This window comes from Candidatus Zixiibacteriota bacterium (assembly GCA_036480375.1).
In the GTDB taxonomy this organism is placed as follows: domain Bacteria; phylum Zixibacteria; class MSB-5A5; order GN15; family JAAZOE01; genus JAZGGI01.
On record JAZGGI010000031.1, the window covers coordinates 16,009 to 28,475 of the forward strand.

The following is a 12,467-nucleotide window of genomic DNA, read 5'->3' on the forward strand; positions in this document are numbered from 1 at the left end:
GGTGAGCCGCCCAACGACCGATTTTATTTTGCCGGCCCAAAATATAGATCCAGCCAAGCGAGGCTTTCTATGATAATATTTTTTTGAGGTATAATGTGATCAGTTTCGTAAGTGATAAGATTTTTATCCGTATTCGGTGTTCCCAATAGATCAAACATTGGTTTTGCGCAATAGTCGTAAGGGACGTTCGCGTCAAACCTACCATGAAGCATTAAAGTTGGTATAGTAATTCGTGAAATATAATTAATACCGTCAACCTCAGGTTTTGTCTTTCTCCTCCATGGCTTCAAACCACCAGCATCGATGATAGAGATTTTGATTCGTTCTTCTACAGCGGGAATTATGCTCCCCAAAATACCTCCCCAGCTGCAACCGAAATAAGCCAGTTTTTCGGTATCAATATCTGACCGGGTCTCCAGATAATCGATGACTCTTTTAAAATCTTTCACGACTCTAACAACATAGTCCTTAAACTCGTGGGATTCATTCCAGCCAAAATGCAATGAACCTGGTAGACCATCCCTGCGCTCAAACGTTCCCTTGTATATAGGATACACCACAGCTCGCCCGTCTTTTACAAAATGGGAAAGCCTGTAGGTAAACTCCCAATATCTTTCAATATGATCACTGGAGGGTACATATACAGAACCGGAACCCGGGAAATAGACGACTGTTTGATAAGGAGGTTTACTGCTTCTGGGCAGGAAAAGGTGAATGATGATCCGTTCATCGTCATAGGCTGCAGAAAAGGTGATTTTTTTATAAATCCAGTGAGGTGATTGGTCTTTGGTATCCTCAATTGTTGCTTTAAGATCAATTTTATCATACGAAAACATGTCTTTATAAATATTAAAAATGGCATCAGAGACTGGCGTTTCTTTGTAGAAGTTCCTAATCTTCCCGGGTATTCGAGGTGCGAAGATATCCTCGGATATGACATCCTTATCAAAATAACTTACACAACGAATCCCATTTTTAGAAAAACGATCAAACGGATCAGCTTGACTGATGTTGCCATACATGTAATGAACATCATTCCATGCACCTCCCCGGATGCATCGTCCCTTCTCAGATGCATTCCAACACCACTCCCTAACGTTTCCTGCCATGTCGTACACGCCAAACTGGGTTATGGCCTTCGTCGTGCCTATAGGAACAGGACCCTTTCCACCAAAATTGCACATGGAATAAAATAAATAAGAAAGCATTCCAAGACTTCCTCTCCTCGCGGCTCCCCAATGGCTGGTAGTCGGTAGGTCTTTTCCGACAAACTCTGCATATGCAGCGGCCTCATACCAACTTACTCCAGAGACTGGGTGATTCCTCTTGCCCTCCGGATAACTTCCAACTTCCCATGTTGATGGGCCCAATCTATCGGTAGCATCTCGGAATTCAGCCATTGCCGTCTCCCAGGAAACTTCATTTCCATTTTGTATGAAAGGATGTTTCCAATAGGCTCTGTCTTGATAACCGCCAGCATCTACGAACTGTTTATACTGCTCATTGTTCACCTCATATTTGTCGATAAGGAAATCGGGGATTTCCTCAGTTCCCGGAATACGTACCATACCAGGAGGCAAGGTTCCTTTCTTTTCCAGAATACAATTTTGAAACCCTGGCAAATATGTGACGTTATTCCAATCAATAGATCCTCGCGACCAAAAGAGGCGGTGCATGGTATCATATCCCGATTTCTCGAATTTCCAACAGAACAAGTAGTTCGGCATACGCATACTGTCAATTGGCGAAAGTCCGATGAACTCCCAATCATTCTCTGATTTATCGAAAGGTTTCCGAAAAATCCTTGCACCGGCAGGCTGTGTATGAATTGAAATGACTCCAGAGATGAGATTCATGTGCTGTTTCAATTTCGGATCATCCGGGATGAATTCTTCTGCCTTAACAGCCAGATCAAATGCTTCAATGTTATTTTCATGCATCCCCATACTTATTAACTCTTCTATCTTGGGGAGAGCCACATCTCTGGCCCATCGGGTTTTATTCACGCGATAAAGCCCTCTTACAATGAAGGCAGTACCAATAATGATAATAAATCCAAGTGGTATTAGGAATGCTGGTTTTAAGTATCGGTTGAACTTTCCTGTCCTTTTCATTCCAATTCCGGTTATTTGAACATTGATCTGCTCTAATTCAGTTCTAAATTCAGAGACAGAAGCAGTGCGTAATGATATATCTTTCCGGAGTGATTTTTCTAAAAGTGTGATCAATGGGGCAGGAAATGACTTTAACATCTCCTCTTTGAGCCCGGGTTCTTCATTTAGAATAGAATAAATTATAGCCTGCTCATTGTCTCCTTTAAATGGCAACTTTCCGGTAAGCATTTCAAACAAGACAACACTTAAAGACCATATATCGGTACGATGATCAACCTCATCACCTCGTGCTTGTTCCGGCGACATATATCCGACGGTCCCAAGCGTTGAGCCGATTTTGGTCAGTTTCTCTTCTCCAGTTACCGTCGCCAGGCCAAAGTCTAAGAGGCGGGGTTTGTTTTTTCTATCAATGATGATGTTGCTTGGCTTGATATCGCGATGCACGACACCGGCGGTGTGGGCTTCATTCAGCCCCTCGCAGATTTGCAAAGTCAGATTGACCGCTTCTGAAACTGTGAGTTTGCCCTCTTTGATTACTTCCCGAAGAGATTTACCCTCAATGTGCGCCATCGCAAAGAATGGGCGACCCTGAAATTCACCTACTTCGTAAACCGGAACAATATTGGGATGGTCAAGCTTAGCCGCAGCTTTGGCTTCGCGTGTGAAGCGGGCCCGGCTGGCTTCATCCTGACAGAGATGAGTGGGGAGGAACTTGAGGGCGACTTTCCGATCCAACTTTGTATCCTCAGCCAGATAGACCTCGCCCATCCCCCCGGCACCGATTTTCTCGACCATCCGGTAGTGCGACACCATCGTTCCTTTGGTCAGCACGACGTGCGTGCGTGTCTTGTCGTCATCAGGTTCCATACGTTATCTCACGATCCGCCTTTCAGTCGAGCCAGTCGGGCGCGGGCGTCTTCGACCGATGGCAACCCTTCGTCGGCGTTTTTCCAGATATCGAGGAAAGTCTCGTACTGTTCGATCGCGTCGTCGGTGCGCCCGGCTTTTTCATACGCCTGGCCCAGATAGTAGTGAATCATGACTCCCTGCGCCGGCCAGTCTGCCAGACTCAGTTCATACCGATTTATGATCTTCTCAGAGACTGCTATGGCATCGTCAAGCCTTCCGGCGCCAAGATAGCCTTCGGCCAGGTACTGTCGATAACTTAACAAGGGAACTAGTCGGACCAGTTTTTCCAGGTGGACCACGGCAACGTCGAAGTTCCCCTTCTGCATTTCAATCAGACCAACGAAGAACCAGTAGCCACTGAGCGCCGTCGGGCCATAGTCCTCAATATCCCTTTCCAGATCCCGGAGCAGTTGGTCTGCCCTGTCCAGGTCACCACTCAATGCATGACTGTAGGCGGTAGCGCCCCTTGAAAAGGCAACCAAATGGTTATTCGGTTCAATCTCATTGAGCGTTCCCAGCACTTTCTCAAATTCGGAGATTGCCGACTCTCGGTCATCAAGGTAAATTTGGAAGATATACCCTCTCTTGTAATGTCCAAATGCCCGGAAATAGCCCCCAAGAGAATCAGCGAGAGCTTTATCCTTAAGTCCATCCAGCATGCGGAGTCCTGTTTCAAACTTGCCCTGATGCAAAGGTGTTAGCGCCAGGCAAAGCCTGCCATCTGCCCTGGTCTCCTTGTCGGGATGAGAAGCGAGAACCCGGTAGAGGCTCTCCGCCTTTGTATAGTCCTGCCTGAACATGTGCATGTTTCCCAGATTCCTGAGACTGAGGGCAAAGTCCGGTTTTATCTCAAGAGCTTTCTGGAAGGAGGCAATAGCACTGTCGAGCATGCCATTGAGGGCATAGATACTCCCCCGGGTATCATAGGCATTGTGTTTATCCGGGGTTGATTCAATGTATTTGTTGGCTGCCCAGAGGGCCTTGTCAAGATCTCCAATCCACTCATAGATATAAGCCATATTATTATATGCTTTTTTGTCTATCTGGACAGCCAGTGAACATTGCCTGATGGCATCTTCATTCCTGTCCATGCAATACGCCAGAAGGAAAGCATAAGTTATATAAGACTGCCATCGATTCGGTTCGATTTCGATCAGGCGCTGGTATAGTTCTTCTGCTTCCTGCCATTCGAAAGACCGTCTTTTTCTATCAGCCCTGTTGGAAATGAGGGGAATTGACATTGGATTCAACTCAAAGGCGATATCTTCCTCATGGATCTGGTCCGGGTACTTAGCCATATCTCCCAGCAACAACGAGTACCAGAAGTGTGCCCAGAAATAACCGGAATTAAGCTCAATAGCCCTTAAGTACGCCTTCTCTGCTCCTTCCAGGTCCGTTTCGTCCCAGAGAATTGATGCCAGCGAGGTGTGGGCTTCGGCCAGGCCTTCATCGAGCCCAATAGCTATTTCCGCCGCTTCTTTGGCTTTCGCAATAGCCTCCGTTTTTGTTATAGCCCCGGGCACATCAAGATAACCGGGAAGGACGGCCCAGGCATCAGCCAATCCGGAGTAAGCCAGGGCATAGTCCGGGTCAAGCTCAATCGCCTTTTCAAAATACTCAATCGCCTTCCGGATGTCCCGCTCGGTCCGTTTACTCCACAGGTGGCGACCGCGCGAGTAGTAATTATAGGCTTCTATATTCTCCGTGTAGCGGCGGGTGACAACTGCCTCGTCCTTACCGAATAGCTCGATTCTCATAGCGTCAACAATGGCCCGAGAGATGTCATCCTGAATGTCGAAAACACTTTTGAGTTCTTGATCGTACGTCTCTGACCAGAGGTGAGCGTCATCGGGGACATTGATCAATTGCGCTCTGACGCGGATTCGGTGGTCCTCACGCTGGATACTGCCTTCAAGAACGGTGTTGACCTGCAGGTCCCGGCCAATCTTCCTGAGGTCGCGATCCGGGGTCTTGTAGCGCATCACCGATGTCATTGAGATAACTTTGAGGTTCGCAATTCCAGACAGTCTACCGATAAGGGCATCGGTCATCCCATCGCAGAAATACTCCTGGTCTTTGTTGGGGCTGAAATCTCTGAAGGGAAGGACGGCGATCGAGTTGGTCCAGCCATCCTTACCGGGCACCTCGGATACCAGAGTCTGATCGATAATGAGATAACCGGCCACGACGATTACAACCGCACAAAGGGCGATGATGACTACCGCCAGCGGGCCGAAACGCCTGCCGGGCTTGGTTACCTCAATCGTGTCGGCTGAGCGTCGCCGCAGCCTGCGCAGGTCGGCTAACATTGCGGCTGCCGTTGGATAGCGGGTCTCGACATCTTTGTCCAGCGCGCGATCGACAACGTCCTGGAGTCCATCCGGTATTTCGGCCTTGAAACGGGCCATTGGCTCTGGCGACTCATGTGTGACCGCGTGCAGCGTGGCGGCCTCGTCTTTTCCCTTGAATGGACGGCGGCCGGTGATCATTTCGTAAAGAACGACACCAAGCGAGAACAGGTCCGAACGTTCGTCTGCCTTGCGCCCCGAAGCCTGCTCCGGAGACATGTAGCCGACCGTGCCGAGCGTAGAACCGGTTTTGGTCAGTTTGTCGGCACCCATGACAGTCGCCAGGCCGAAATCAAGCAGCTTGGCCCGGCCATCGGTGTCTATCACAATATTGGAAGGTTTGATGTCACGGTGGATGACACCTGCCTGATGTGCCTTGTTCAATCCCTCGCATATCTGGGCAGTCAGATTGACGGCCTGATCCAGGGTTAACTCTTTGCTTTTGATAACATCACGCAGAGACCGACCCTCAATATGCTCCATGGCGAAGTATGGCCGACCCTGATACTCGCTGACTTCGTGGATCGTGATGACGTTGGGATGACTGAGCTTGGCAGTGGCCTGGGCTTCGCGAGTAAACCTCGCTTTGGCATCTTCGTTCTGAGAGAGGTGTGATGGCAGAAATTTCAGAGCGACTTTGCGCCTCAGCTTGGTATCCTCAGCCAGGTACACTTCACCCATCCCACCGGCGCCGATCTTCTCGATAATCGTATAATGCCCGACTTCGGTACCTTTGGTCAAAGCAGTGAAGGACTGCGTTCGGTCATTTTCGAATTCATCCGCCGCCATAGCAGATTACCTCATTAACCAACGATAAATTAAATATTGGATACATAAAATAATAACTCAAAAACCACCTTATATAAAGTCTATTTGCGTCTAATAGAATAACCCGGTAAAATAATACGCGTCACCTCTCCGTCATCATTCATCTCAAAGCGTATTAGTTCTCCCTTCTGCCATTGGTCCTTCATCCTGAAGATATTTTCGGATACCGGCTCAAGACGAATGCGATTCTTCCAGGGATTGTCATCCGGCAGCTCGATAATTGTAAGCTCGCCGTTAAGAAGCATCACTTTTATAAGGCCGCCGATATCACTCCATTCGTAATCGCCAATATATTTAATCCATGAAGAATCGGGCACCGGAGTCTGTTCTGCGCGTGCTGTCGCTTTTTTAATCGCCGGAGCAATAATGTTCCAGGCCTGATTTAAATAAAATTGAGGGTCACCATCGTCTGAATTCGTAAGTACTATAATCCCTATTCTGTTGGATGGTTCTACAGATATATGTGTTTTATATCCGGGCACAAAACCGCCATGGTTAATTCTTGTTTGACCATCAACATTGGCAACAATCCAGCCGAGACCGCGACCTCGTTTCCAATTCGATTGTAGCCAATGAACTCTATGCATTTCGCGAAGGGTTGATCCTTTGAGTATCTGGGCACCGCCAGCCGCACTATCCCTGAACTGTAAAGAAATAAATTTAGCAAGATCTTCCACCGTTGAGACCATATTTCCGGAGGCGGCCATAGCTTTTTTATCATAGAAAGATTCGACCCGCCGGGGCTGTTCAGGGTCGCGCATTCCGTATCCTCGGGCAAGCATAGCCATGCTTTCCTGAGGCATTAGTGTGCTGCTTGTCATCCCAAGTGGCTTCAGGACATGTTCGCCGATATAATCTGCAAAGAATTCACCGGATATGGTGGTGATAATTTCGCCAAGAATATTAAAAGCTATATTTGAGTATTTATATTCGGTTTCCCGGGGCAATATTGTCGATGTCTCCTGGAACATTCTTACGAAATCCTCATGCTCGGGAAAATTCCTGCTATCCCAGTACGTTTCATTTAATTCCCGCTGCAGGCCGGAAGTGTGAGTAAGTAAATGACGAATCGTGATAATCGGGCTATTGTAAAAGGTATCAACAGGCTGAAACCAATCAAGATATTTGACAACCGGATCATCAAGTTGAAGTTTACCGGCATCACGTAAATGAAGAATTGCTGTCGCCGTAAAAAGCTTGGTAATCGACGCAATTCGGTAAACGGTCCTTGGTGTTGTTGGAATTTTATTCTGCAGATCAGCATAACCATACCCCTTTGCCCAGATTAAATCCTGGTCATGGACAATCCCTACAGAAACGGCTGGTTGTTCACGGTATGACACCGTATACTGACACCAGGCGTCAAAGACAGCAATCGCGGCCGAAACCTCCGGATTCTTAATGAGAAATTCATCGGCACCCGCCTCGACCGGTGCCCCGACGACAGCAATGAAAGCGATAATTACAATTTTTCTCAACATATTCCTTCGCATAGTTACCTCCTTGATTACATTGGCAGTGCCCGGCAAATATTCGTATCCTCAGCCAGATAAACTTCACCCATGCCACCGGCACCGATCTTCTCGATAATCTTATAGTGCGAAACCTCGGTATCCTCGTTCAGGACTATATATGAACGGGTTTTTTCGTTGTCATTTTGATTCGAAGACATTCGCGTTACCCTTATAATTTTTTCAATGAAGAATGTCCCAAGATCCATTGTAATATAGACTTAATAAATCTTAATGGCAATCAGAATATTGTTGAAGTTAATCCTATCAGTATCAAGACGCTACACACCAACTGGAAAAAAACCAATCGGATTAATTCTCCAACCTTTACCTCGCAAAATTATTTGCAAATCGGGTTGGATGTCGTATTATTTGAATATCGCAATCACCGGAAAGGAAGCAAAATATGCCCGATATGCTAATGCCAATCGACCCGTCGCTGATAAAGGATAATCCCTTCAAATTAATCGGAATGGACTGGATGCTCGTCACTGCCGGAACGCTCGATTCGTTCAACACCATGACCGCCAGCTACGGGACGCTGGGCGAGTTGTGGCATAAAAAAGTGGCGTTTTGCTTTATCCGGCCAACAAGATACACTTATGAATTTCTGGAAAAGCATGATGGTTTTACATTGACGTTTTTTGACGAAAAATACCGCGATGTTTTGAAATTATGCGGTACCAAATCGGGTCGGGACATCGATAAAATAAAAGGCCTCGGCCTGACTCCGGTCAAAAGCGAAACCGGATCGGTTTATTTTGAGGAAGCTCGCATCGTTTTGGAATGCCGCAAGATTTATTATCAGGATTTGGATCCGGCCAATTTCCTCGATCCCAAAATCGATACCGAATATAATAACGACTACCACCGTATGTACGTTGGCGAAATCGTCCGTGCGTTGAGTCGATGAGGAACCTTGCCAACCTATCTTAATTTTGAAAACCATTCAAGAATGTGCCAATAGGATTTAATCTGAAAATCAGGATCGCCTGATGATATCTTTGAAACAATCTTAAGGAATGAATAAAATACATTATTGTGATTCACCGCATGGAAAAAGCATTTGCCTTGTTCAATATCGGTAGCATCAAACAAAAATTCAAACAATCTATCATTTTTATTTTTGGCTATTACACGCCATATAAATCGCGGCATATTTTTAAGTAATATTTCCTTTTTTTCGGAGAAATGAATCGACGTATCATTCCGGAATTCAGACTTTAGCTTATTGACAGTTGTGAGATAGATATCCCACTCAAAAAGTTTAGGAAATGGAAATTTGGATTTCTTAAAGAATTCCTCATAAATAAATATTTCAAAACTGCGGATAACATTTCTAATAAACTCATACCTTATTCTTATTTTTGGATAAAGAGGAATCAATATAAAACGAGGAACCGCTCTAATTTTTCCCCGTTTCCACGAGGTTGAAATCGAGTTGTACTTATGTTTTTGATAAGAAATAGTTTTATTGTCAAGCTCTACTCTTGCGAATGGTCCTACTTGATCATCGTGAACATAAAGCTTATCAATTTGGGAAGATTTTAGCAGAAAATTATTTGATTCGTAAGGAACGCATTTATCTTTTCCAAGGCTAAATCCAGTAACCGCCATAGCGTGGCCGCCCAAATATTTCGGCAATTCTCTATTTGTAATATCAAATAATGAAACCCTTAATAAAAGAGGAATACCCGCCTTTAAATAGGCATAAACAGCTCCCTGTAAATTTGAATATTGTTGGGCATCTATATGATCAACTTCTAATCCTAATTGACGAATAGCATAAATTTCCTGCTTTCCAGTCAATCCTCTACTTGGCAAAAAGCCGGGCACATTTTCATCCGGAAACTTAGTAGCAATTTGTGTAATTTCCACTGGCGATGGTATTGAATGTTGAAATAATTTACCTGTTCCCTGAAATACTGACCATAAGGCGCTTGTCGCGCAAGCTGCAACACCTCGATCTTGTTCTTGGAAAGCAAGTGTTTTATAAACTGTTAAGTTAATACCAAATAAACTAACGGGATATTCCCTTAGTATGGGATACTGTCTCCGTTCATTATCAGATCCATAAGTAACTAGGCATGTCCGTCCAATAAAAGTCTGTGGAAGTTTTTTTATTACAATAAATCCAAGGTATGATTTCTTAAAATTTAATACATTTTTCGCCTTGCTTCGATTTATCAAAATGGTGCTAAACAATTGCGGAGAAAATTTTAATTTAAAAAAGTGTAGCCTGGTACACGAGCTTTCATATTTATCAAAACAACGGGAATAAAACCCAGCGTAATCTTCCATAAAATCTCTATCAATATAATCATTTTCCACAACAATAGTTTTGGCGTTTAGGTCGGTGAAATAATGCTCGAAATATAGAGAATGAAGCTTAGAATCAACAATTGAAGGCAAGGCGCCAGATTTTTCAGATAGTAATTGTTTTAATGTATTTATTGTGTAAGGGAAAATCTCATATGGTTTTTTCATGAGGAATTATAGTGTAGCTGGCTCATCTAAAAGCCTGGGGTCAACTTGAGCTTCCTTTTTCATTTTTTCAATAGCCTTCTCAATTTTCTTATCCGTTTTCTTTAAAGATTCCTTCCATTCAGGAGATTTCATCAAGGCAACTACTTTCTTATTGACCTTTTCGATGGTTTTTTCTTCTTGGGTCATGATAGTCTCCTAAAAGAGTTCAGTATTTTTTATTTAATCCGCCAATCTGGTATTTAACAACGCAAATTAACTAAAAATGTTTACTGTTTTATTATCGGAAATCAAAGAAGCTTTTTTAGTCATAAAAAAACTACTCATTTTTGTGTAAGTTAACGGCTATCTTTTGCCGTAGGCAAAAGATAGCCGTTAAACTTTAAATGTCAATAAAAATAATATCACATTTTTGACTTTCCTATTACAAATAAGTTCAAAAAAACGCATCTCATTTTAACCTGAATTTCTCTATTTCCTACAACTCCAGCGTTATTTCCGATTCCATCTTGTTTTATAGCATGATAAATGTATTGCTCAAAAATTCATTTGGGGATGGAAAATAGAAAAAGGGGCTGTGCCTGTCGTAATCACCACTGATCTGATATGACCAAAAACGTTAATCTGAGGAAACAAACCCATTTTCGTATCAGATATGACCATCTGCGGCATACAAAACAATAAAACAAACCCAATTCGCTGTAATTAACAGGGACGTATCGCATTATAAGGAATATTCGAAAGATGAAAATGTGGATAACTCGCTACTTCTCAAACACCAGCTCGATCCGGCGATTCCTGGCGCGACCTTCGGCGGTGTTGTTCGACGCGATAAAATTGCTCTCCCCACGGCCCCGGGCCGTCATCTGCTCGGCAACTATACCCTGAGTAGTCAACCAATCGCGCATCCGATTGGCGCGCCGCTGCGACACGGTCTGATTGCCCTCCGCCGGACCGACATTATCGGTGTAGCCGTTGATGGTAATTTTGACATGAGACAAAATTTTCAGTTTGCGGATGAGCGGCTGCAATCTCTGCTTGGTGCGTTCATCGACTTCAAACGACCCCGGCAAATAATCGACATTGACGACATACGGCTGCGACAGGAAACTGATGTCAATACATCCCCGCTCGTCAACTTCGATACCCTCTTCGGTGTTAGGGCAATCATCGATGCCATCATAAACGCCGTCGCCGTCGCTGTCGGTCGGACAACCGGACTCATCGACCAGCGCCCCCACCGGGCCATCGGTGCACTGGTCTTTGTAATCGGGCACACCGTCATAATCGGAATCGATCGGGCATCCGAAAATATCGACGTATCCATACGCCGACCGGGGCGTGCGCGGACAGTCATCGAGCCCGTCAAAAACGCCGTCGCCGTCCGAATCATCCGGGCAACCGTCATCGTCAATATAGGCACCTCGCGGAGTGTTGGGGCATTTGTCAGAGCGGTCATTGATGCCGTCGCCGTCGCTGTCGCGCTCGGCCGGATCGGGCCGTTGGGTATCATCCTGTTTTTTCCAGCTATCGGATGACGACCAGGTTGTTGGCGGCATGACTTCTTTGCGTTTTTCGGTCCCGAACAAATATGCCATCGCCAGAGAAAACCGCATCTCGGTGCGCGGGCGCCAATCATTGGTAGCGTCGCTGAATGATGTCCCGATACCGGTCAGAAAGTCCATTGTCGTTTTCAAATGAAAAAACCAGCGAGGCGACGCTTTCATTTCGAGACCGACTGAACCGGAGATGAACATTTCGGCGGCGTTGAAATCAACCGTGTTGTTTTTGTCATCGATGACTTTGACGGTCGTGTCTGCCACCGGATCGGTGACGTTATAGATAATATATCCCAGTCCCGCACCGAGAGTAGGACGCAACCTTCCTCTGGTTTTCAGACGCAAATCGGCGTCAAACCCGAGGCGCAATGTTTTGAAAAGAAAATTCGCCTCGTTTTGATCGCCGAAAAACTGAAAATTCCCCGACGCCGCGCTGTCCGAATAATTCTTGTGCGTCAGAAGCGAAAAATTGAGCATAAAACGATTGCCGTTGAGACCGGCAATAAAACCCCAGGCGTGATTAAAAGTATAAGGTTTCTCGGCGGTTTTGATATTGCCCAAACCATAAACCGGCCCAAACCGATACCTCGGCTTGAGCTCCCGGCCGGATGCCCCCGCCGCGACAAATAAACAGACAACAAGCAGATATATAATTATCTTTCGCATCGCTATAGTTTGGGAAATCAACGAAGCGAAATCAATTAAAAACTATTG

General features: G+C 45.3%; 8 protein-coding genes. 1 reads left to right on the forward strand and 7 read right to left on the reverse strand.

The genetic code is table 11. The features are described 5' to 3' along the window. Positions 1–23: 23 nt before the first annotated feature. The 4 genes from V3V99_10015 to V3V99_10030 all read right to left on the reverse strand — a co-directional run bounded on the left by V3V99_10015 (position 24) and on the right by V3V99_10030 (position 7,871). Positions 24–2,981 (reverse strand): protein kinase, encoded by a 2,958-nt coding sequence (locus V3V99_10015; GenBank protein MEE9442986.1) that lies wholly within the window; start codon positions 2,979–2,981, stop codon positions 24–26. Between the two features lie 8 nt (positions 2,982–2,989). Next, a complete protein-coding gene (locus tag V3V99_10020; protein MEE9442987.1) occupies positions 2,990–6,160 on the reverse strand; it encodes a protein kinase in 3,171 nt (1,056 codons plus the stop codon). An 80-nt stretch (positions 6,161–6,240) separates the two neighbouring features. Continuing rightward, positions 6,241–7,692 (reverse strand): serine hydrolase, encoded by a 1,452-nt coding sequence (locus V3V99_10025; GenBank protein MEE9442988.1) that lies wholly within the window; start codon positions 7,690–7,692, stop codon positions 6,241–6,243. 14 nt (positions 7,693–7,706) lie between these two features. After that, positions 7,707–7,871: a hypothetical protein gene (locus tag V3V99_10030; protein ID MEE9442989.1), complete on the reverse strand. Its 165-nt coding sequence runs from the start codon at positions 7,869–7,871 to the stop codon at positions 7,707–7,709. Positions 7,872–8,116: 245 nt separating this feature from the next. On the opposite strand from V3V99_10030, the gene V3V99_10035 reads away from it, so the two are divergent. After that, on the forward strand, positions 8,117–8,623 hold the full coding sequence (locus tag V3V99_10035) for a flavin reductase family protein (protein ID MEE9442990.1): 507 nt from the start codon (positions 8,117–8,119) through the stop codon (positions 8,621–8,623). 14 nt (positions 8,624–8,637) lie between these two features. Here the strand turns inward: V3V99_10035 and V3V99_10040 are convergent, their stop codons facing one another. From V3V99_10040 to V3V99_10050, 3 genes are all read right to left on the reverse strand, one after another. Next, on the reverse strand, positions 8,638–10,197 hold the full coding sequence (locus V3V99_10040; protein ID MEE9442991.1) for a hypothetical protein: 1,560 nt from the start codon (positions 10,195–10,197) through the stop codon (positions 8,638–8,640). 6 nt (positions 10,198–10,203) lie between these two features. After that, a complete protein-coding gene (locus V3V99_10045; GenBank protein MEE9442992.1) occupies positions 10,204–10,383 on the reverse strand; it encodes a hypothetical protein in 180 nt (59 codons plus the stop codon). Between the two features lie 575 nt (positions 10,384–10,958). Continuing rightward, positions 10,959–12,419, reverse strand: a complete 1,461-nt coding sequence (locus V3V99_10050) for an OmpA family protein (GenBank protein ID MEE9442993.1) — start codon at positions 12,417–12,419, stop codon at positions 10,959–10,961. Positions 12,420–12,467 lie beyond the last annotated feature (48 nt).

Coding starts and splice junctions, on each gene's coding strand:
- V3V99_10020 (MEE9442987.1), bottom strand. CDS start 6,160: ATGGCGGCGGATGAATTCGAAAATGACCGAACGCAGTCCTTCACTGCT.
- V3V99_10025 (MEE9442988.1), bottom strand. CDS start 7,692: ATGCGAAGGAATATGTTGAGAAAAATTGTAATTATCGCTTTCATTGCT.
- V3V99_10035 (MEE9442990.1), top strand. CDS start 8,117: ATGCCCGATATGCTAATGCCAATCGACCCGTCGCTGATAAAGGATAAT.
- V3V99_10030 (MEE9442989.1), bottom strand. CDS start 7,871: ATGTCTTCGAATCAAAATGACAACGAAAAAACCCGTTCATATATAGTC.
- V3V99_10015 (MEE9442986.1), bottom strand. CDS start 2,981: ATGGAACCTGATGACGACAAGACACGCACGCACGTCGTGCTGACCAAA.
- V3V99_10045 (MEE9442992.1), bottom strand. CDS start 10,383: ATGACCCAAGAAGAAAAAACCATCGAAAAGGTCAATAAGAAAGTAGTT.
- V3V99_10040 (MEE9442991.1), bottom strand. CDS start 10,197: ATGAAAAAACCATATGAGATTTTCCCTTACACAATAAATACATTAAAA.
- V3V99_10050 (MEE9442993.1), bottom strand. CDS start 12,419: ATGCGAAAGATAATTATATATCTGCTTGTTGTCTGTTTATTTGTCGCG.